Origin of the sequence: Vibrio sp. SALL6 (assembly GCF_002002385.1) — a bacterium.
Taxonomy (GTDB): Bacteria; Pseudomonadota; Gammaproteobacteria; order Enterobacterales; family Vibrionaceae; genus Vibrio; species Vibrio parahaemolyticus.
This window is the reverse complement of the sequence record NZ_MQVK01000023.1, coordinates 273,159-293,690: the sequence shown is the minus strand read 5'-3', so window position 1 is coordinate 293,690 and position 20,532 is coordinate 273,159. Positions and strand designations below refer to the sequence as shown.

At 45.6% G+C, this 20,532-nt stretch carries 17 protein-coding genes; 10 read left to right on the top strand and 7 right to left on the bottom strand.

All coding sequences use genetic code 11. The features are described from left to right. Nucleotides 1-144: 144 nt before the first annotated feature. On the top strand, nucleotides 145-597 hold the full coding sequence (locus BIW15_RS16030; RefSeq protein ID WP_015296501.1) for a MarR family winged helix-turn-helix transcriptional regulator: 453 nt from the start codon (nucleotides 145-147) through the stop codon (nucleotides 595-597). A gap of 74 nt (nucleotides 598-671) precedes the next feature. Here BIW15_RS16030 and BIW15_RS16025 read toward each other — a convergent pair whose 3' ends face one another. Beyond that, nucleotides 672-1,628, bottom strand: a complete 957-nt coding sequence (locus BIW15_RS16025) for an AEC family transporter (protein ID WP_005495781.1) — start codon at nucleotides 1,626-1,628, stop codon at nucleotides 672-674. A 637-nt stretch (nucleotides 1,629-2,265) separates the two neighbouring features. Here BIW15_RS16025 and trpS point away from each other — a divergent pair. Next, nucleotides 2,266-3,288 (top strand): tryptophan--tRNA ligase, encoded by a 1,023-nt coding sequence (gene trpS / locus BIW15_RS16015; RefSeq protein ID WP_077281288.1) that lies wholly within the window; start codon nucleotides 2,266-2,268, stop codon nucleotides 3,286-3,288. A gap of 71 nt (nucleotides 3,289-3,359) precedes the next feature. Here trpS and BIW15_RS16010 read toward each other — a convergent pair whose 3' ends face one another. The 4 genes from BIW15_RS16010 to BIW15_RS15995 form a co-directional block, all read right to left on the bottom strand. After that, the gene (locus BIW15_RS16010; RefSeq protein WP_179115293.1) at nucleotides 3,360-4,319 is read right to left on the bottom strand and encodes a chromosome partitioning protein ParA; all 960 of its coding nucleotides are present in this window, start codon (nucleotides 4,317-4,319) and stop codon (nucleotides 3,360-3,362) included. Next, complete coding sequence (locus BIW15_RS16005) at nucleotides 4,316-5,644, bottom strand: sphingomyelin phosphodiesterase (protein WP_025571266.1); 1,329 nt, start codon at nucleotides 5,642-5,644, stop codon at nucleotides 4,316-4,318. Before BIW15_RS16005 ends, BIW15_RS16010 begins: the two co-directional genes overlap by 4 nt. Nucleotides 5,645-5,893: 249 nt before the next feature. Continuing rightward, entirely contained in the window at nucleotides 5,894-6,664 is a 771-nt protein-coding gene (locus BIW15_RS16000; protein WP_025571265.1) for a tRNA isopentenyl-2-thiomethyl-A-37 hydroxylase MiaE, read from the bottom strand. A 125-nt stretch (nucleotides 6,665-6,789) separates the two neighbouring features. Continuing rightward, nucleotides 6,790-7,554 carry a hypothetical protein gene (locus BIW15_RS15995; RefSeq protein WP_005459911.1) on the bottom strand — a complete coding sequence of 255 codons (765 nt, stop codon included), beginning with the start codon at nucleotides 7,552-7,554 and terminating at the stop codon, nucleotides 6,790-6,792. A 314-nt stretch (nucleotides 7,555-7,868) separates the two neighbouring features. Between BIW15_RS15995 and cysB the strand changes: the two genes are divergently transcribed. Together cysB and BIW15_RS15985 are read left to right on the top strand one after the other, a co-directional pair. Beyond that, nucleotides 7,869-8,843 carry an HTH-type transcriptional regulator CysB gene (cysB, locus tag BIW15_RS15990; RefSeq protein WP_005459882.1) on the top strand — a complete coding sequence of 325 codons (975 nt, stop codon included), beginning with the start codon at nucleotides 7,869-7,871 and terminating at the stop codon, nucleotides 8,841-8,843. Nucleotides 8,844-8,900: 57 nt separating this feature from the next. Beyond that, nucleotides 8,901-10,097 carry a methyltransferase gene (locus tag BIW15_RS15985; RefSeq protein ID WP_025518570.1) on the top strand — a complete coding sequence of 399 codons (1,197 nt, stop codon included), beginning with the start codon at nucleotides 8,901-8,903 and terminating at the stop codon, nucleotides 10,095-10,097. A gap of 92 nt (nucleotides 10,098-10,189) precedes the next feature. Here BIW15_RS15985 and ald read toward each other — a convergent pair whose 3' ends face one another. Next, entirely contained in the window at nucleotides 10,190-11,314 is a 1,125-nt protein-coding gene (gene ald, locus BIW15_RS15980) for an alanine dehydrogenase (RefSeq protein ID WP_077281286.1), read from the bottom strand. Nucleotides 11,315-11,470: 156 nt separating this feature from the next. On the opposite strand from ald, the gene lrp reads away from it, so the two are divergent. From lrp to BIW15_RS15950, 6 genes are all read left to right on the top strand, one after another. Next, nucleotides 11,471-11,965 (top strand): leucine-responsive transcriptional regulator Lrp, encoded by a 495-nt coding sequence (lrp, locus tag BIW15_RS15975; RefSeq protein WP_005378234.1) that lies wholly within the window; start codon nucleotides 11,471-11,473, stop codon nucleotides 11,963-11,965. 152 nt (nucleotides 11,966-12,117) lie between these two features. Then, a complete protein-coding gene (locus BIW15_RS15970; protein WP_077281285.1) occupies nucleotides 12,118-15,204 on the top strand; it encodes a DNA translocase FtsK in 3,087 nt (1,028 codons plus the stop codon). Nucleotides 15,205-15,278: 74 nt separating this feature from the next. Further along, a complete protein-coding gene (gene lolA / locus BIW15_RS15965; protein WP_005460060.1) occupies nucleotides 15,279-15,905 on the top strand; it encodes an outer membrane lipoprotein chaperone LolA in 627 nt (208 codons plus the stop codon). A gap of 66 nt (nucleotides 15,906-15,971) precedes the next feature. Then, entirely contained in the window at nucleotides 15,972-17,261 is a 1,290-nt protein-coding gene (locus tag BIW15_RS15960) for a replication-associated recombination protein A (protein WP_021447448.1), read from the top strand. 91 nt (nucleotides 17,262-17,352) lie between these two features. Continuing rightward, a complete protein-coding gene (serS, locus tag BIW15_RS15955; RefSeq protein WP_005495761.1) occupies nucleotides 17,353-18,660 on the top strand; it encodes a serine--tRNA ligase in 1,308 nt (435 codons plus the stop codon). Nucleotides 18,661-18,856: 196 nt separating this feature from the next. Continuing rightward, nucleotides 18,857-19,123, top strand: a complete 267-nt coding sequence (locus BIW15_RS15950; RefSeq protein WP_077281284.1) for a DksA/TraR family C4-type zinc finger protein — start codon at nucleotides 18,857-18,859, stop codon at nucleotides 19,121-19,123. Nucleotides 19,124-19,192: 69 nt separating this feature from the next. Here the strand turns inward: BIW15_RS15950 and bioA are convergent, their stop codons facing one another. Next, a complete protein-coding gene (gene bioA / locus BIW15_RS15945) occupies nucleotides 19,193-20,473 on the bottom strand; it encodes an adenosylmethionine--8-amino-7-oxononanoate transaminase (protein WP_077281283.1) in 1,281 nt (426 codons plus the stop codon). Nucleotides 20,474-20,532: the final 59 nt, after the last annotated feature.

Sequence of the window (20,532 nt, the reverse complement as noted above, 5' to 3'; positions counted from 1 at the left end):
TAAGCGCTCTTTGTTTATGCTTTCAACTCGATGGTTTAATACGCCACCGATTTTGAATCAAGCCTAGGAAGAGTGATCACGTTTCGAATTCCTCATAAAAAGGTCAGAAAGCATAACATGAAGCCATAAGTTAAATAGGCGGCTATGAAAGAGCAAAAAATTTCACCTATCTCCGTTTTGGATCAAAGCCCAATGTTTGTCTCTGGGGTGATGCAACGGATGTATCGCAACCGAGCGCAAGCAGAGTTATGTCGTCAAAATCAGATGACCTTAGAGATGGCCAGTGCGTTGGCAGCGTTAGAAGAGTTTCAGCCAATGAGTCAACAAGCGTTAGCCGATGCCGTTTTGACCGAACGAAGCGTTGCAAAGCGCATGGTCGATAACTTGGAAAAACGTGGTTTTGTGTGCGTTTCGAAGAGTGAGGCGAACCAACGACTGAAAATGCTCAGTTTGACGAAAGAAGGTGAAGCAACGATAAAGAAAGTTCATCAAATAATGAGGAACTTGCAGCGCGAATTCTTCTCTTGTTTATCAGAAGATGAGTCGGCAGAGTTTTTTCGTTTGGTAAGGAAAATGACATTAGCCAATCATTCGTAAGCGTTTTCTCTGCGTTAAATCTAAGCCTTTTTGTAAAGCCTCAGCTATATTCTGAGGCTTTTTTATTTCATTTTTCAGATCAAACCGTACGATTTTAGAACCACAATACCGAACGTGCAGGTGACGGTTGAAAGCACTGTTGTCAAAGCAATAATGTTGGCTGCCAGTACCGCGTTTCCTCCCATTGAGCGGGCCATGACGTAACTCGCTGCCGCAACGGGTGAGGCGTTCATGAAGAATAAAATCCCCAATTCAATACCTCGAAAACCAACAAAATACGCGCCTAACGTGATAAACACTGGGGCAACAATCAACTTGTAGCTGCTTGCAAACCAAGACGGGCCTTTTTCCTTTCTCATCAAACTAAAATCCAACGAGCCACCTGTACATAACAATGCGAGCGGCAACGTCATTTTCGACAGATAGTTACCCGCATCAATGACTACGTTTGGAACCGGAATCGACAACAAGTAGAAAAGCATACCTAAAACGATGGAGATGATAAGCGGGTTCTTCGTCAGTGTTCTTCCCATCATTTTTGCTGCTTGAGAGGCAGACGTAGCGCCTTTGGGTGACAGGCAGATCACCGCTTGAACGTTGTAGATAAACGTGGTGATGGCGACATAAAGAGCAGCTAATGCGACACCCTGTGAACCATAAGCATTAGCAACGTATGCAATGCCGATAATGCCAGTGTTGGCGCGAAACCCACCTTGAATCAACACGCCCTGATCGGGAGAAGACTTAAACAGAACAGAAACGGATATGTAGGTGAAAATAAAAAACAGAATGCTCGCGACTACGCCGTAGTTGATGAAACCACTGGCGGCAGAAAAATCATGCTCAGAAGCCACAATACTGACAAACAACATGGCTGGCAGCGTGACCTTAAAAACCAGCTTAGAGCCTATTTCAATAAAGTTATCGTTGATGAGACCAAACCGTTTAAAGATAACGCCAAGCACCAACATTAAGCAGATGGGGCCGGTGATCGACAAAGAGAATTGCAACTGATGTAAAACAGAATCCATGTAAGTATCCGCAGCAAAAAAGAAAAAAGTCATTATTGTTTCGCTATTAAGCCACAAACTAGGGGGCGGGGAATAGGGAAGCGATGAAATTTTATTCTTATGTTGATTAGGATGTACGTTGCATTCCGATATGAGCCTAATATCTCAGTTTGACCAAGCTCGACTGGTCGAAGGTTGCATATATTGGTTTACTACTCCGACTTATCGCACTGGAGATAAAACAGAGCTCCAGCGCCGACAAGTGAAATGAAGTTGAGCCGCGCTCATTCCTTGTGCGGCTCTGGTGGTGATAAATAGGAGTCCATCGATGAAAAGTAAACACAACAAAACCGTTCTATGTGCATTTGTTTCTGGTTCGGTATTTGGTGCTGTTCTCGTTATCGCAATGTCCTTGCCGATGTAATCGGGCAAATTTTCACACACTGCATTTTCTTCACATTGGGATTGAGCATTGTCTTAGTCCCTGTTAGCTTAAGACGCATGAACTTATTCTTCACACCTTCATCATCATACTTTTTCTGGTGGCGCTCTATGTAGAGCGGCGCGGAATTCTTACATTCTTACGCTGCTGGAAGGTAGCGAAGAGTGTCTTGTCTTTTTATCTCCAGTAGCGATCTATTTTGACTAGGAGATAACCATGAACATCAAAGAAACGCATCAACAACGCGAAATCATTCTCACGGGGGACCGAGCTACAGGGCCTTTACACCTTGGTCATTACATCGGTTCGTTACAACAGCGCGTGGCATTACAATCGGAGCATGACCAAACCATTCTGGTCGCCGATATGCAAGGCCTGACCGACAACGCGCACAATCCTTCAAAGGTATCTTCGAACATTCTAAACGTAGTCGCAGATTACCTTGCAGTTGGCATCGACCCCATTCAAACCACTATCTGTTTGCAATCTCAGCTGCCAGCCCTCGCAGAATTGACGATGTATTACAGCAACTTAGTTTCCATTGCTCGCTTAGAGCGTAACCCAACCGTAAAAAATGAAATTCAAAGCAAAGGTTTTGAGCGTTCAATTCCTGCAGGGTTCCTGACTTACCCAATTTCTCAAGCCGCTGATATAACGGGTTTTCGCGCTACACTTGTTCCGGTTGGGGATGACCAATTACCAATGCTTGAGCAAACGAATGAAATCGTGAGAAAGATTAACCACCTTGGCGGACAAGAGATCCTAAAAGAGTGCCGTCCGTTGCTTAGTGATGCGCCACGTTTACCGAGTACTGATGGCAAAAATAAAATGTCGAAAAGCATGGGCAATGCCATTAACTTAGGGGCGACTGAAAAGGAAATCTCAGTTGCAGTGAAATCCATGTACACCGACCCAAGCCATTTGCGCATCGAAGATCATGGTCAAGTAGAAGGCAACATTGTGTTCACTTATCTCGATGCTTTTCACTCTGACAAAGAGCATGTCGAGCAACTCAAAGCGCACTATCGCCGTGGCGGGCTAGGAGATGGAACCACGAAAAAAGTATTGGAAGAATGCCTTCAAGAAATGCTGCGTCCGATTCGAGAGAAACGGGCATTGTATTTGAACGACAAAGCGCAACTTATTGAGATTCTTAAACATGGCAGCCAAGTCTCTCGAGAAAAAACAGAACAAGTTTTGTCCGATGTTAAGAGTGTGTTTGGCTTGAACTTGTTCTGAAATAGGTTCGGGAACACAAAGTAAAAAGGCGCGAAAGCTAACCTGCTACGTGCCTTTTTTGTATGCCCACCTTATGAAGCAAAGAACTCGCGACGAAAATTCGCTATCTCTTGTTGATAGTAACGCTGCCAGTCAGATTCAGACCAACTCGCGTGGCTGGTGGCTCTTTGCGTTGCCAATCTGGATTCGAGCTGTTTTAGCTCGGTTTGATAACTGCGAACTTGCTGCTTTTGTTTTGCTATTTGTTGTTCACGAGTGCGGATTTGGTTGCTTTCTTGTTCCGACAGATAGTTTTTCTGCAACTCTTGAATCAAGGTTTGTCTCTCGATCCCCTTCATACTTGCAGGGATCAGAGCCACCGCTCGTTCATATTTTGTTTGGTTGCTGTCTAACCCCAAGGCATTTTCGTTCCCCTGCCATTCGGTGATTAAATCCTCGAATGCTTTCACGTAATCTTGAGCCGATACGGCGTCAAGTTGCTCGGCTTGTAAGCTGAAGTCGTAAAGTGCGAACTCATCGGCGAAAATAACCTCAGCGAGCTCTCCCCAAATCTTTCTCGCTTCGGATTTTAATCGCGCGATACGAGAGGCGAGCGGTTGCTGCTCATCAAACAACAGATTGCCAACGCTTTGCTGCCAAAGATCATCGAGTTGATGGTAGTTCGCTAACAAATTAAAGCGCTCTGCAGACAAATCTGTGGCAAGTTCATTAAGTTTGAATTCGCAATTAAGCTCGGACATACAGGTGTGCCAAAACGTCTCGATTTCTGCTTTCAATGCTCGACCTTTAGAACGGTTTAGTCGCTCTGCAAGATCTTGAGTCTCAGTGGGCATGTTGTCTGATTTTGACTTGGACTTTTGTGTACTGCTTTGGCGCTGGGGTGGCGTCGAATCACTATCAACCAATGTGATTGATTTATCCTGCAACTCCGAAGAAAGCTGCGTTAACTGATCGCGCTCGTCGACATTGACTGAAAACCAAACTATGCCCGCCAAAGCGGCGGACACAGTGATTAGTAAGCTAAGCTTCATGGCTTGATCACGGCGCTGACAGGGAAGTGATCCGACAGGTTGTAATGTTTCCACAACCCCTCAGCCGTTGAACGTGGAACATCAACGCGGTTGTCGTTAAACGATTTCACGTCATATTCGTTGCTCACCATGACGTAATCGAGGTATTCCACATTTTCGCCACCAGATAGCGCTTCGCCTGCGAAGTTATTGATACGAGGGTCGAACGTAGACGCTGTATAGCCAGAGTATTGAGGCTCCATCGCACTTAGGTTTGCGATCATCTGCTGGTAATCTCCAGGGAACTTCAGCTTGTTTACATTAAAGTCACCACTGTAAACGACCGTTTCGTTATTCGGAATGTTGAGAGACTGCGCCATAGTGCGCATTTGTTGAAATTGACGCTGACGATACTCACGCGCTGTATCAGTATCGAAAGACGCGGTATGTGTAGCAAAAACATGGTAGGCCTGACCACCTTTGATGATCTCTGCGTAGTTTACGCCTTTATCAGCGAAGCAATCGGTACCCGAACAATCTGGGAACACGTATTGTGCCTCGTTGACGATAGGGTAACGACTCACAATGATTACGCCTCCGTCGTAAACGTTGAAGCCATCTTTATCCAACATCTTCGTTTGGTATGGGTACTCTTTTGCAAGCTCACGTAAAAATGCATCACGACCACTAGCAAAAACCTCTTGCAATGCCAGTACGTCATAGCCTTTTACGTAATCGGGGATTAACTCGTAACGGTCACCAATATGTGACGCAATCGCAGGCAAGGCCCAAATGTTGTAAGTCATCAGTTTGAGATTTTGCTCGTTGTTATCGACGGCTTCATCCACTTTGCTTGGTGTGACGGTGTAGTACAAATCGTCATAACGCGCGGTGCTATCCGATTTAAACGCTATCTCTGCGCTGCGAGAGCCAAACGCCTCGGTATTTGAACGATGAATCGTGCGATCGTCTTTTAATGCCAAGTTCACGTCGGCGGCTGACAAACCGTATTCAATGGTCGAGTTGTACCAATGTCCTTCCATGACTTGGTGGAGTGTAATGCTTTCACCTTGCGGGTTAGATACGACAGTTTCAAAGCGATAGTTCTGACCCGATTTCACTCCTTCCCACCGATTAAAACTCAGTACGGGCTTTGTTTCCCAAGGGCCTAATACTTCTACGTGTTGCTGCCATTCTTCTCCGTATTGCAGCAAATCACTGCCATTGTGTTTGACCTGAATGGTTAATGGTTGGTCTGAGTTATTGGTGAGGTATACGTCCGTATCAGCCAAGCTCGGCAATGCTACTAAAGTGCTCAGCAAAAGACTCCACTGCGAAAATTTCATCTTGTTTATCCATGATTTGTGTTAGAGCAATCATTCTTATTTATAAATGTTACTCGAGCGTTAAAGATGGATGACAGCCTATGGTTCGATGAAAATAGTTCGCTACTTGTGACCTTGGTTCTAACTGAGTTGTAAACAAAATGAAGTTACAGGCGCGGTTTATACAGACGGAGGGGTACGTTGAAATGGTGAGATGTAAAACAAAAAAGCCAGACTCACATCTGGCTTTTTTGTGACGGTTTAGCGCGGCTATGCAGGTATGCCACTGTGGAACTTGAAGTCTTCGTCGGGGGTTGAAATCAGCTCAGCTTCGATACGGCCGAAGTATGCAATACGCTCGCTAATATCTTTGCCTGCAATCTGCTCAGCCAGTACAAGGTAGTCTTGATAATGGCGTGCTTCAGAGCGGAGTAGGGAAACATAAAACTTCGCAATGTCTTCATCCATGTGCGGCGCAAGTTTGGCGAAACGTTCACATGAGCGAGCTTCGATGTAAGCGCCGATAATGAGCTTATCGATAAGCGTCTCGGGCTCATGAGTCTTCATGTGTGAAATCAGCGTTTTTGCGTAGCGGCTTGCGGGAATGTTTTTGTATTCCACGCCACGGCTCTCCATGATTTCCAGTACTTGATAGAAGTGATGTAATTCTTCTTTGATCAAGAGAACCATTTTATCGATCAGATCTTGGCTATACGGCGAATTCGATTTTGCCATGATGGCTTTCGAAATATTGCTCTTACCTTTTAATGTCTCTAATGAGCCGATTTTTCGGTAAGCGAAATCTTCATACGGTTTGAACCAGTCAAGTAAGGCATGTGAACTGTCTTTATCTACTGCGTATTTGCGGATCAAGAACATGGCTGACTGACCTGCTTTTAGCTCGCACAGTAAGTGATCCAATAAAATGGTTTGCAAGTTTTCTGGTTTCTTTGCTTCTTCAACCCATTCGTTGGGTGTGCTGCATTGCAGAAATTGCTTGATAGGAGCAAGAAGATCTTGATAGGCGTCGAGATTAATCATTTTATTTTTAGTACGTTACGTTCAAATTTGGTTCATCCAGAGCATAAGTAAAACGGAAATCTGGATAGAAAAAAGGCTGCAAACGCAGCCTTTAATCGGAATAGGGCGAAAAGCTGGTGGGAATATTACCACTTTTTCTTCTCGCCGAAGAGTGCTTCCATGTCGTTGTCACGCTCTTTGTCTGCCATTTGCTGCATTTCTGCATCGCTTTTGTCTTGGCGTTTTTTGTCTAAGTCGCCAAGCATCTCTTCAAGCTTTTGTTTTGCTTGGATGGAGTACGGATCGCTTTTTGTACTCAGCGCATCGATACCTTTGCGAAGCAGTTGTAGCGCAGTGCCCGGTTGGCCGCGAGCAATGGAATCGTTCGCTCGCTTAATCACGTTTTCGATGTTGATGCGAATTTGCATCGTTTCCAAACGCGCATTTTCGGTTACGTAAGTCTGGGTGTCTAATCGGCCTTTGTTGTGCTCGTTTCGAACGGTGTCACGCAGGCGCTTAACCAGCTTAAGCATCACGATGGCTTGCTTATCGCTGCTTGGCATTTTGAAAGAGGTACTTTCACCAGTCGGACCGTTTTCTTTTAGCTGTCCGATTTGTTGCTTCATATTCTCTATGCGTTGAGTGAGTTGCTTATTTTTCGGGTCAAGCTCATGCATGCTTTCTAGTGCATCAAGAATACGATTGTTTAGGCACAGCAGAAGCTCCTTACTAAAAGGAATATGGTGTGCGTGACCAATCAGTTCTTCAGTGCCATCAATAAGTGCAACATAGCGTGCCGATTCCTGCCTTTTGGCGGTTTCAACTTTAACCTTGTATTGCAACATGATGTTATAGCCTAGGATTAATACCAGTAGGATGGCTACCAAAGCGATTATTAAACCAATATTCATATCTTTGCGTCTGCTTTTACTTTTCTACGGCTAGCGTTCAAGAATACATGAATCTTATCTTACTCGGCACCTTATTTGTTTGATTATTTTGCCTCACCCACGTTTTCGTTACTGATAGAACCAACATCACTAAAATCGATGTTTTTATAAGCTCAACATTGTGCATATTGTTTCTTTGCTTAAGGTTATCAGCTATATGTTAGAAATTACTGTTCATTTCGTTGTGATCGCGTTATAACTAATCATTATATCGCTCGTAAGAGCGGTCAATTTAGTTATGACATTATTATCTCGTGAATGAGTAAGGGATTACGATGAAACTGCAGCAGCTGAAGTACATTGTTGAGGTTGTGAACCATAACCTAAACGTTTCTGCGACGGCAGAGAGTTTATACACCTCTCAGCCTGGTATTAGTAAGCAGGTTCGTTTACTAGAGGATGAGCTGGGAATCCAGATCTTCGAACGAAGTGGTAAACATTTAACGCAAGTGACACCAGCAGGTGAAGAGATAGTACGTATTTCCCAAGAAATCCTTGCTCGGGTTGAGAGTATCAAAGCGGTAGCGGGCGAGCATACTCACCCTGAAATGGGCACGTTAAATATTTCAACAACCCATACTCAAGCGCGCTATGCATTGCCCGATGTCATCAAAGGTTTTACGGCACGTTACCCTAAAGTGTCTTTGCACATGCATCAAGGTACGCCTTCTCAAATGTCTGAAGCGATTGCAAAAGGTACAGCCAACTTTGCGATTGCGACAGAAGCTCTCCATCTTTACCAAGATGCTATCATGTTGCCTTGTTACCACTGGAATCGCTCGATTGTGGTGCCAAAAGATCATCCGTTGGCGAAGAAAGACTTAGTTACTATTCACGATTTAGCAGCTTATCCTTTGGTGACTTATGTGTTTGGATTTACTGGTCGCTCTGAGTTAGATACGGCCTTCAACCGTGAAGGTTTGACGCCGCGAGTCGTGTTCACTGCAACCGATGCGGATGTGATCAAAACGTATGTGCGCATGGGTATCGGTGTTGGTGTGATTGCGAGCATGGCCGTCGATGAAGAGCAAGACCGCGATTTGGTTGCTATTGATGCGAGCCATTTGTTTGGTGCAAGTACAACCAGTATTGGTTTCCGCCGTGGCACGTTCCTGCGTTCTTACATGTTTGACTTTATGGAGCGTTTCGCACCGCACTTAACGCGCCCTGTTGTAGAACAGGCGATTTCTCTTAAGTCGAATGCTGAAATTGAAGAGATGTTTAAAGACATCGAGCTTCCGGTAAGATAACACTTCATTCAAGTGATGATTCCCCCTACAATCCATCCCAAATTGTAGGGGGGGGCTATGCAAACGCAATTTCAATTTATTAATGACTGCTTAATTGAGAATCAACCATTATGGCGATTCGAGCCATTTCAAAGTAGCATTCAACCATCATTACCTTGGCAGGAAACACACCCTCAGCTTTGCCAATGGTTAGAATCGCTTTCTCCCTCTCAAATAGAAACTCTCAAAGCTGACCCAGACCTTGCGTTGGCTGAAATCAGTGTGTTTTTGCCAGATTTACCATCCTTACTTAGGCATACACAGTTAGAGTCGATGGCATTAGATGGCCTAGCGCTGGAAAGAGGGTTAGACAGTGGAATCCCAGGGCGCAAGCTAGAACAGATCACAGCGATGGGGGAGGCAGCGATTCAATCTCATCAAGGTGAGGAATGGTTAGAGTGGTGCTCGGGTAAAGGATACTTAGGTCGGATCTTAACCACGCAAACCGATCAACCAGTGACCAGTTTTGAATATCAACAAGCGTTATGCGACTCCGGCCAACAAGCCGCGAATGAACATCATTGGAAAATGACCTTTATCCAAGGTGACGCGTTTGATCCTCAAAACAAGGCAGTATTCAAACCCACGCAACATGCTGTCGCACTGCATGCTTGTGGTGACCTTCATGTTCGGTTGATGGAATATGGAACTGAAGCTGGCATCGCGGCGATGACGATTTCACCTTGCTGTTATCATTTGATTCAAAGCGAGACGTACCAGGCATTATCCCAATCAGTACGAGCGTCTGAACTCATTTTGTCTAAGCATGAACTGCGCATTCCACTGCAACAGACGGTGACAGGCGGTGAACGTGTGCGTCGTCATCGTCAACAAGAGATGGTCTTCAGGCTTGGCTTTGATTTACTGACTCGTGAGATTTTGGGAGTCGATGAGTATCAACCCGTGCCAAGCATTCGAAAATCACAGTTAAGTGATGGTTTTGAGGCATTGTGTCTCTGGGCTGCGAAAGAAAAAGGTATCGAGATTAACCAAGCGATTGACTTTGCCGAGTTTGAAAAGCGGGCAATAAAACGTTTTTGGCATATGGAAAGGATGAGCTTAGTGCAACTGGTTTTTCAGCGACCTTTGGAGATCTGGCTCGCATTAGACAAAGTGCTTTATCTTGAAGAACGTGGTTATCGTGTTAGATTGGCAGAGTTTTGCCCTAAATCAGTCACGCCGAGAAATATTTTAATTTGTGCATATAAGAATTAGTTATTTTTTATATCTAAATCGACTATATGAAAAAGCCCACTTTACTGCGGGCTTTTGTAAACAAAACGTGACAAAATTGCTTAATTTTGTTGTTAGTTGAACATGGCGATAGCTTGTTCAGGATCTACATATTCAAGGTCAAAGCTTTCTGCGACTTCTTTACAAGTGACTTTACCGTGAATCACGTTTAGACCTTCTAGGAAGCCTTTGTCTTCCAGAAGAGCTTGTTGATAGCCTTTGTTTGCAAGTTTCACAATGTAAGGGAGAGTGGCATTATTCAATGCGAAAGTTGAAGTACGTGCAACTGCACCAGGCATGTTTGCTACACAGTAGTGAACGACATCATCAACCACGTAAGTAGGCTCGGCGTGTGTTGTCGCGTGAGACGTTTCGAAGCAACCACCTTGGTCGATAGCTACGTCAACGATTGCTGCGCCTGGCTTCATCTTAGCAATATGCTCTTTTGTTACCAGTTTCGGAGCTGCCGCGCCCGGGATTAGAACTGCACCAATAACAAGGTCTGCTTCTAGAACATGCTTCTCGATAGCGTCTTCTGTAGAATAAATGACTTTCGCTTGGCCTTGGAATTCTTCATCCAGTTTACGCAGAGTGTCTACGTTGCGGTCAAGAATTGTTACGTCTGCGCGAAGGCCAACAGCCATACGAGCTGCGTTTGCACCAACGACACCACCACCAACGATAACGACTTTAGCAGGCTCAACACCAGGTACGCCGCCAAGAAGTAAACCACGACCACCGTGTGATTTTTCTAACGTTTGCGCACCCGCTTGGATAGACATCCGACCTGCCACTTCTGACATTGGTGCTAACAGTGGCAAACGACCCATATTATCTGTTACAGTCTCATAGGCTATACAGACAGCTTTGCTCTTGATTAGCTCATCAGTTTGTGGAAAATCTGGTGCTAGGTGTAAATAAGTAAATAAAATTTGCCCTTCGCGGAGCATTGCTCTCTCAACTGCTTGGGGTTCTTTTACTTTTACTATCATGTCTGCTTGCGCGAAAACGTCTGTAGCATGAGGGAGAATGGATGCGCCGACGGCGATGTAATCATCGTCTGAAAAACCAATGCCGGCACCTGCATTGGTCTCAACTAAAACTTGGTGGCCATGTGAGATGAGTTCTCTCACGCTAGCAGGGATCATACCCACACGGTATTCGTGGTTCTTGATTTCCTTAGGTACGCCAATGATCATCCTGTATCCTCTTTCTATAATGGTTGTAAAAACTATTTGTAGGGTGTTATTGTCGAATTTGTAACTAGTATAGTTATAGGTTTGTAAAATTTGGCACCAAATATTAAAAAGTTGTAGTATATTTTTTTGCAAGGAAGTAATAAGGTGGAATAAAAAATGGCAGACAACTATAAAAAGCCGTCCAAGGAACTAGACCGTATCGACCGCAACATTCTTAATGAACTGCAGAAAGACGGTCGTATTTCAAACGTTGAGCTTTCAAAACGTGTAGGACTTTCTCCAACGCCATGTTTGGAGCGTGTGCGTCGCTTAGAGCGTCAAGGCTACATCACAGGATATACTGCGCTACTTAATCCGCAGTTCCTAGATGCATCACTACTGGTATTCGTTGAGATTACGTTAAACCGTGGTGCGCCAGATGTGTTTGAACAGTTTAACTCAGCTGTTCAAAAGCTAGACGACATTCAAGAGTGTCATCTAGTTTCAGGTGACTTTGACTATCTTCTGAAGACCCGTGTATCTGATATGGGTGCTTACCGTCGACTACTTGGCGATACGTTACTACGTCTACCTGGCGTAAATGACACTCGCACCTACGTAGTTATGGAAGAAGTGAAACAATCTAACCAGCTTGTGATTAAAACTCGTTAATTTCTTGCAAAGAAAGCGGTATATGCTTCCGCTTTCGCCATAGAGTAATTGGGTTTTTCTCTTTGATATGGTTAAATCAATTTACCGAGCGGCTTGATGCCGCTCGGAATGTTTTGCAAATTCCTATTTCATTTCCATATTCAAGTTGATTTATGTTCAAAGAGAACGCAAAGAAAGTCGAAACCATCATTAAAACCAGTGAAGAGCCTCAGTCTTCACGCTTAAATGGCTTCCAACGCTTAAAAGAGTGCTGCTTTATCGTTGGCGTTCTTAGCTCGGTATTGCTCGCTGTAGCACTATTTACCTTTAGTCCAGCTGATCCATCTTGGTCCCAAACTGCATGGGGTGGGGAGATCGATAACGCTGGTGGCCTGTTTGGCGCATGGCTTGCCGACACTCTATTTTTCACTTTTGGCTCTCTCGCCTATCCGATTCCTTTCCTACTGGCTGCCGCTGCGTGGGTGATTTGTCGTAAGCGAGGGGAAGATGAGCCAATTGATTTTATGCTGTGGGGAACCCGTTTACTGGGCCTAACTGTTCTTATCATGACCAGTTGCGGCCTTGCCGATATTAACTTCGATGATATTTGGTACTTCTCATCGGGCGGTGTAGTAGGCGATGTTCTATCAAGCCTTGCTTTGCCGACGTTGAATGTACTGGGTACAACACTCGTCCTTCTATTTCTGTGGGGGGCTGGTTTTACTCTGTTTACGGGGATTTCTTGGCTGAACATCGTCGAATGGCTTGGTGATCGCTCGTTAGCGGTATTGGCTGCCATCGCGAATAAGTTCAGAGGTTCAGAACAAGAGACGCTAGAGCCTCAGCTTGATGAGTTTGTTGAGGATAAAGTATCAACAAAACACGTTGAAGACGATCAACAAGACGACGAGACGCTTCCTCACTTAACGGCTTACGAAGTTGAAGAGCCAAAAGAGAAAGCGGCAGTACACGAATATCCTATATATATGCCGCAAGCCAAATCAGAAACGTCTACGGTAAAACCGACGCCAGAGCCCCAAACTCAACGAGTTGCGGCAGTAAATGCGACGCCAACGTATGTTGAACCAGAACCACAACTTAAAGCGGTCAGCACAGATAACGTGGATCCAATGGTTGAGCGTACCAAGCAGCTGAATGTAACCATCGAAGAGTTGGAAGCTGCAGCGCAGCAAGCAGATGATTGGGCGTCAGAAGAACAAACAAGCCAATCTTATGCGGATACAAACGCAGTCTATCAAGAACAGGTGCAAGCCAAGCATGAAGAGGTTGTTGAACACGATACGCCTCAACGAGAATCAAGCTATGAAGAGTATGAACAGTTTGCTGCTCAGCAAGAACAGCAACGCCATGTGGAACCAACGCCACACGAAGAGCCTGTTATTGACACTCGTGCGCTTGATGACATTACCGACCACGCTGAGCCAAGTGAACATATTGAACCAACCATCTCTGATTTTGATGTAGTAGATGAAGAGGAGGCATATGTTGCTCCTCAACCTCAGTCGCGTTCACCAGAGCCTCAACCTATAGTTAAACCACAATCGGTTTCTCAAATTCAACCAGAACAGGCACCTGAGCCGAGTGTAGTGTTTGAACCAGCGCCACAAGAAGTTGAGGTTGAGGAAGTGCAAGATGGCGATCAAGATGTTGCCGCATTCCAAAGCATGGTATCCAGCGCGCAAGCAAAAGTTGCCGCGACGCAAAACCCATTCTTGATGAAGCAAGAGCAGAATTTACCAGTGCCAGAAGAGCCGCTGCCAACACTTGAATTGCTTTACCATCCGGAAAAACGTGAAAACTTCATCGATCGTGAAGCGCTTGAGCAAGTCGCGCGTTTAGTCGAAAGCAAGCTTGCAGACTACAAAATTAAAGCTGACGTGGTCGGCATTTACCCAGGCCCAGTCATCACTCGATTCGAGCTCGATTTGGCGCCAGGTGTGAAAGTAAGTCGAATTTCTGGTCTGTCTATGGACTTGGCGCGTGCTCTATCGGCGATGGCGGTACGTGTTGTAGAGGTGATTCCAGGCAAACCTTATGTCGGTCTTGAGTTGCCAAACATGAGTCGTCAGACGGTTTATCTATCAGACGTCATCAGCAGCCCTCAATTTGAGCAAGCTAAATCGCCAACGACGGTGGTACTTGGTCAAGATATCGCGGGTGAAGCTGTCATTGCTGACATCGCTAAAATGCCTCACGTACTTGTTGCGGGTACGACAGGTTCAGGTAAGTCGGTCGGTGTAAACGTCATGATCTTGAGTATGCTCTACAAAGCTTCTCCAGAAGATCTACGCTTCATTATGATCGACCCGAAAATGTTGGAGCTTTCTATTTACGAAGGTATCCCTCATCTTCTTGCCGAAGTTGTTACTGATATGAAAGACGCATCCAATGCTCTACGTTGGTGTGTGGGTGAAATGGAACGCCGTTACAAACTGATGTCGGCACTGGGTGTACGTAACGTGAAAGGCTTTAACGAGAAGTTGAAGATGGCAGCTGAAGCCGGCCACCCAATTCACGATCCATTCTGGCAAGAAGGCGACAGTATGGATACAGAACCGCCGTTGCTTGAGAAATTGCCATACATCGTCGTTGTTGTTGACGAATTTGCCGACCTTATGATGGTTGTGGGTAAAAAGGTTGAAGAACTGATTGCTCGTTTGGCTCAGAAAGCGCGTGCGGCTGGTATTCACTTGATTCTTGCAACTCAGCGTCCATCGGTTGACGTTATTACAGGTCTGATTAAAGCAAACATTCCAACACGCGTGGCGTTTACTGTATCAACGAAGACGGACTCGCGTACTATCCTTGACCAAGGCGGCGCGGAATCGCTACTTGGTATGGGTGACATGCTGTACTTGCCTCCAGGTTCTAGCCATACGATTCGTGTTCACGGCGCATTTGCATCGGATGATGATGTACATGCTGTGGTGAACAACTGGAAGGCGCGTGGTAAGCCAAACTACATCGATGAAATCATCAGTGGTGACCAAGGCCCAGAAAGTTTGCTTCCGGGCGAACAAATGGAATCAGATGAAGAGATGGATCCATTGTTTGATCAGGTGGTTGAGCACGTGGTTCAGTCGCGCCGTGGTTCGGTTTCTGGCGTGCAGCGTCGATTCAAAATCGGTTATAACCGTGCCGCACGAATTGTCGAGCAGCTTGAGGCTCAAGGCATCGTGAGTGCGCCGGGTCACAATGGTAACCGTGAAGTCTTGGCTCCTGCGCCACCAAAAGATTAATGAACTTGTTTTACTCACCTTAGTCCAACTGAGGTGAGTAACTTTAGGTCTTTGACCCTCTGATAGGTATCTGAATGAAAAAACGATTTTCAGCGAAACTTTTCTCAGCGCTAGTTTTAAGCATTTCTTTCTTCTCTGCTGCAAATGCAGCCTCTCCAAAAGATGAACTGAACAAACGCCTCGCGATGAATGAGGGCTTCAGTGCCGATTTCTCTCAGCAAGTGATCAGCCCTGAAGGGGAAACGGTCATGGAAGGGGAAGGCACGGTTGAAATCGCTCGTCCAAGCCTGTTCCGTTGGAGCACGACATTCCCAGATGAGAACTTGCTGGTTTCAGACGGTAAAACTTTGTGGTACTACAGCCCGTTTATTGAGCAAGTCAGCATTTACTGGCAAGAGCAAGCGACCGAGCAAACACCATTTGTGCTCTTAACTCGCAACAGAGCAAGTGATTGGGATAATTATAAGATCTCCCAGAAAGGGAATGAATTTACGCTTATCCCAACTGCAGTAGACTCTACTCAAGGTCAGTTCCAGATCAATATTGACGCGAAAGGCGTAGTGAAAGGCTTTAACGTCATCGAGCAAGATGGTCAGAAAGGGCTCTTTACATTCAGTAATGTTAAGCTTGGCAAACCAAAAGCAGACAGATTTACGTTCACAGTTCCAAAAGGCGTGGAAGTGGACGATCAAAGGAATTAATAGGTAGTGAGTAATTACACATTAGATTTCTCGGGGGACGAAGATTTTCGTCCCCTTGCTGCTCGTATGAGACCGCAAACTATTGAGCAGTACATCGGTCAGCAACACATTCTTGGCCCGGGTAAACCCCTGCGTCGCGCGTTAGAGGCTGGCCATGTCCACTCAATGATCCTTTGGGGGCCTCCTGGTACAGGTAAAACCACGTTAGCGGAAGTCGCTGCTAATTACGCCAATGCGGAAGTTGAACGCGTGTCTGCGGTGACGTCCGGTGTGAAAGAGATTCGTGCTGCAATCGAAAAAGCGCGCGAGAACAAAATGGCGGGTCGCCGCACCATCTTGTTTGTGGATGAGGTTCATCGCTTCAATAAATCGCAACAAGATGCTTTCTTACCACATATTGAAGATGGAACCGTCACGTTTATTGGCGCAACGACAGAGAACCCATCTTTCGAACTGAATAACGCATTGTTGTCTCGTGCTCGAGTCTACAAGCTGACTTCACTGGATAAAGAAGAGATCTCACTCGCACTAAATCAAGCGATTAACGACAAAGAACGAGGCCTGGGCGATACGCCAGCGAACTTTGCTGATAATGTGTTAGACCGTCTAGCCGAGTTGGTGAACGGCGATGCTCGCATGTCGCTTAACTACCTTGAACTTCTCTACGATATGGCAGAGGACAATGCGCAGGGTGAAAAAGAGATAACACTCAAACTGCTTGCTGAAGTAGCCGGGGAGAAAGTCTCTCGCTTCGATAATAAAGGCGACATTTGGTACGATTTGATCTCCGCTGTGCACAAATCTATTCGTGGATCAAACCCAGATGCCGCTTTGTATTGGGCTGCTCGTATGATAGCTGCAGGTTGTGATCCACTTTACATTGCCCGTCGATTACTTGCGATAGCATCGGAAGATGTCGGCAATGCGGACCCTAGAGCCATGCAAGTTGCACTCTCCGCGTGGGACTGTTTTACACGCGTTGGTCCAGCAGAGGGTGAGCGTGCGATTGCTCAAGCAATTGTTTATCTCGCGTGCGCTCCAAAGAGTAATGCCGTTTATGTTGCTTGGAAACAAGCGCTCACTGACGCACATAACTTGCCTGAATATGAAGTGCCGCATCACTTGCGTAATGCACCCACCAGTCTGATGAAAGACATGGGCTATGGCGCAGAATATCGATATGCTCACGACGAGCCGGGTGCTTATGCAGCGGGTGAGCAATATTTGCCACCAGAAATGGCGGATCGTAAGTACTATCAGCCGACAAATCGCGGTCTAGAAACCAAAATCGGCGAAAAGTTAGATTACTTGGCTAAATTAGATGCAAATAGCCAACAAAAGCGCTATGAAAAGTAGGCGTTTTTGGATACATTTGTTCAGTAAATTTTTTTAACGCGTACGCTTGGAAAGTGCGCGTGATTTCACAACAAAAAGCATAGGATTAACAATGCTGGATTCTAAATTACTTCGTACAGAGCTGGATGAAACAGCTGCTAAACTGGCGCGTCGTGGCTTTAAGCTAGACGTAGAGACTATTCGTAAACTTGAAGAACAACGTAAGTCCATTCAAGTAGAAGTAGAAAATTTACAATCCACGCGTAACTCCATCTCCAAGCAAATCGGCCAAAAAATGGCGGCTGGCGACAAAGAAGGCGCAGAAGAGATCAAGAAACAAATCGGTACTCTAGGTAGCGATCTTGACGCGAAGAAAGTTGAACTTGAGCAAGTAATGGCTCAGCTAGACGAATTCACGCTTTCTGTACCAAACATCCCAGCAGATGAAGTGCCAGATGGCAAAGACGAAAATGACAACGTTGAAATCTCTCGTTGGGGTGAGCCTAAGACTTACGACTTCGATTTGAAAGACCACGTTGACCTAGGCGAAATGGGTGGCGGTCTAGACTTCGCAAGTGCAGTTAAGATCACTGGCGCACGTTTCATCGTGATGAAAGGTCAATTTGCTCGTCTACACCGTGCAATTGCTCAGTTCATGCTAGATCTTCATACAGAAGAACATGGCTACACAGAGATGTACGTACCTTACCTAGTGAACTCTGACAGCCTATTCGGTACTGGTCAGCTTCCTAAGTTCGGTAAAGATCTTTTCCACACTGAGCCTCTAGCGGAAAAAGTAAACGACGAAGAGCCACGTAAACTGTCTCTAATCCCTACAGCAGAAGTACCAGTAACGAACCTAGTTCGTGACACTATCACTGACGAAGCGGATCTACCTATCAAGATGACAGCACACACGCCATGTTTCCGTTCAGAAGCGGGTTCATACGGTCGTGATACTCGTGGTCTGATTCGTATGCACCAGTTCGACAAAGTTGAGCTAGTACAAATCACGAAGCCAGAAGATTCAATGAACGCGCTAGAAGAGCTAACAGGTCACGCTGAGAAAGTTCTACAACTTCTTGAACTTCCTTACCGTAAAGTCGTTCTATGTACAGGCGACATGGGCTTCGGCGCTCGTAAAACTTACGACCTAGAAGTTTGGGTTCCTGCTCAAGAAACTTACCGTGAAATCTCTTCATGTTCTAACATGTGGGACTTCCAAGCTCGTCGTATGCAAGCGCGTTTCCGTCGTAAAGGTGAGAAGAAACCTGAGCTTGTACACACGCTAAACGGTTCTGGTCTAGCAGTTGGTCGTACCATGGTTGCTATCCTAGAAAACAACCAAGAAGCAGATGGTCGCATTGCAATCCCTGCAGTACTTCAGAAGTACATGGGCGGCGCAACGCACATCGGTTAATTCATTAGCCACTAGAACACCAAAACCCAGCCTCAGCGCTGGGTTTTTTGTTATCTGCGTCGAGTGAAAATTGATTATTACTAAGCTGCAATAGTGTTTTCTAATTCACCCTAATTATCTTGTTATTTGTAATCGATATAATCATCCCCCTTACCACGGTAAGTAGATTTTCTCATTCAAGTAACGAGGAGGGCTTATGGCCGTAGGGTGGGCAAGTGACGATAGCGTTAGCCAACAAATTCAAAATACCATCGACGACGAGATTTCCCGTGTTCGTGGCAATATTAAAGGGGGCGTAAGTGCTCACTATTGTGATGAATGTGGAGACGAGATACCTGAAGCGCGTCGAGTTGCAATGAAAGGTGTTCGTCTTTGTATCGAATGTCAGTCAACAATCGAATTGGTGTCTCAACGCCAAGCATTATTTAATCGACGAGCGAGTAAAGACAGTCAACTTCGATAGCTTTGCTGTTCTTGTAAATAAAGAGACGGTTTGAGTCTCATACTCAAACCGTTTTCGTGTTGAGTTGAACTATGAAGCGAAGCAGTCTTTACGTTGCAACGCTGCATCAATCGCATTAATTAACTTTTCAATATCTTCTGGTTTGCTGATGAATGGCGGCATCATATAAATCAGTTTGCCAAATGGACGAATCCAAATACCGTGCTCAACAAACAGTGCTTGGATGGTTTCCATATTCACTGGGCGATGCGTTTCTACGACGCCAATGGCACCCAACCAACGGGTATTCTTCACCAAGTCGTATTCTTCAAGTTTTGGCAGTAATTCAGAAAACAGCATTTCGATTTGCTGGGTTTGCTGCTGCCAGTCACCTTGTTCGATCAATTCTAAACTCGCCGTTGCTACAGCGCAGGCGAGGGGATTACCCATAAAGGTTGGTCCGTGCATGAAACAACCTGCGTCACCACCACAAACCGTGTCAGCGACATGTTTACTCGCCAGCGTCGCTGAAAGGGTCATGTAGCCGCCAGTGAGTGCTTTGCCGACGCACAGAATGTCTGGTTGAATATCTGCATGTTCGCAGGCAAACAATTTGCCAGTGCGTCCAAACCCTGTTGCGATTTCATCCGCAATCAATAACAAGTCATATTTATCACAAAGCCTACGAACGCCTTTGAGAAATTCTGGATGGTAGATACGCATGCCGCCCGCACCTTGAACGATAGGCTCTAGGATCACCGCTGCAAGCTCTTGATGGTGCGAGTCAATCTTGTGTTCAAAGTCAGCAAGGTCTTCTGGCTTCCACTCATCCCAATAACCACAAGTAGGTGACTGGGCAAAGATATGCTCAGGTAAAAAGCCTTTGTAGAGAGAGTGCATTGAGTTATCTGGATCGGTAACCGACATGGCTGCAAAGGTGTCACCGTGATAACCGTGGCGCAAAGTCAGAAACTTCGGTCGGCGTTCGCCCTTCGCATGCCAATATTGCAGAGCCATTTTTAGGCTAACTTCTACGGCAACGGAACCTGAATCGGCAAGGAATACATGCTCAAGGTTATTTGGTGCGAGGGACAGCAACTTCTTACACAAACTAATTGCAGGCTGGTGGGTAATCCCGCCAAACATGACATGTGACACTTGATCGATTTGCTGGTGAGCCGCTTGATTTAGGTGGGGATGGTTATAGCCGTGGATAGTCGACCACCAAGAAGACATGCCATCGACAAGCTCTGTCCCATCTTCCAATTTAATATGTACACCATTTGCTGAGGCCACTGGGTAGCAGGTCAGAGGTGTCAACGTTGAAGTGTAAGGATGCCAGATGTGATGGCGGTCGAAGGCGAGATCCATGTTCTATTCCAATAGTTGCTAAGGTTAAAAAATAAACCAATGTAAACTTTGTTGTTTCT

What these genes read in the sequence shown, in the direction of transcription:
- BIW15_RS16030 (WP_015296501.1), top strand. Translation starts at nt 145, where the DNA reads ATGAAAGAGCAAAAAATTTCACCTATCTCCGTTTTGGATCAAAGCCCA.
- BIW15_RS16025 (WP_005495781.1), bottom strand. Translation starts at nt 1,628, where the DNA reads ATGGATTCTGTTTTACATCAGTTGCAATTCTCTTTGTCGATCACCGGC.
- trpS (WP_077281288.1), top strand. Translation starts at nt 2,266, where the DNA reads ATGAACATCAAAGAAACGCATCAACAACGCGAAATCATTCTCACGGGG.
- BIW15_RS16010 (WP_179115293.1), bottom strand. Translation starts at nt 4,319, where the DNA reads ATGAAGCTTAGCTTACTAATCACTGTGTCCGCCGCTTTGGCGGGCATA.
- BIW15_RS16005 (WP_025571266.1), bottom strand. Translation starts at nt 5,644, where the DNA reads ATGAAATTTTCGCAGTGGAGTCTTTTGCTGAGCACTTTAGTAGCATTG.
- BIW15_RS16000 (WP_025571265.1), bottom strand. Translation starts at nt 6,664, where the DNA reads ATGATTAATCTCGACGCCTATCAAGATCTTCTTGCTCCTATCAAGCAA.
- BIW15_RS15995 (WP_005459911.1), bottom strand. Translation starts at nt 7,554, where the DNA reads ATGAATATTGGTTTAATAATCGCTTTGGTAGCCATCCTACTGGTATTA.
- cysB (WP_005459882.1), top strand. Translation starts at nt 7,869, where the DNA reads ATGAAACTGCAGCAGCTGAAGTACATTGTTGAGGTTGTGAACCATAAC.
- BIW15_RS15985 (WP_025518570.1), top strand. Translation starts at nt 8,901, where the DNA reads ATGCAAACGCAATTTCAATTTATTAATGACTGCTTAATTGAGAATCAA.
- ald (WP_077281286.1), bottom strand. Translation starts at nt 11,314, where the DNA reads ATGATCATTGGCGTACCTAAGGAAATCAAGAACCACGAATACCGTGTG.
- lrp (WP_005378234.1), top strand. Translation starts at nt 11,471, where the DNA reads ATGGCAGACAACTATAAAAAGCCGTCCAAGGAACTAGACCGTATCGAC.
- BIW15_RS15970 (WP_077281285.1), top strand. Translation starts at nt 12,118, where the DNA reads ATGTTCAAAGAGAACGCAAAGAAAGTCGAAACCATCATTAAAACCAGT.
- lolA (WP_005460060.1), top strand. Translation starts at nt 15,279, where the DNA reads ATGAAAAAACGATTTTCAGCGAAACTTTTCTCAGCGCTAGTTTTAAGC.
- BIW15_RS15960 (WP_021447448.1), top strand. Translation starts at nt 15,972, where the DNA reads ATGAGACCGCAAACTATTGAGCAGTACATCGGTCAGCAACACATTCTT.
- serS (WP_005495761.1), top strand. Translation starts at nt 17,353, where the DNA reads ATGCTGGATTCTAAATTACTTCGTACAGAGCTGGATGAAACAGCTGCT.
- BIW15_RS15950 (WP_077281284.1), top strand. Translation starts at nt 18,857, where the DNA reads ATGGCCGTAGGGTGGGCAAGTGACGATAGCGTTAGCCAACAAATTCAA.
- bioA (WP_077281283.1), bottom strand. Translation starts at nt 20,473, where the DNA reads ATGGATCTCGCCTTCGACCGCCATCACATCTGGCATCCTTACACTTCA.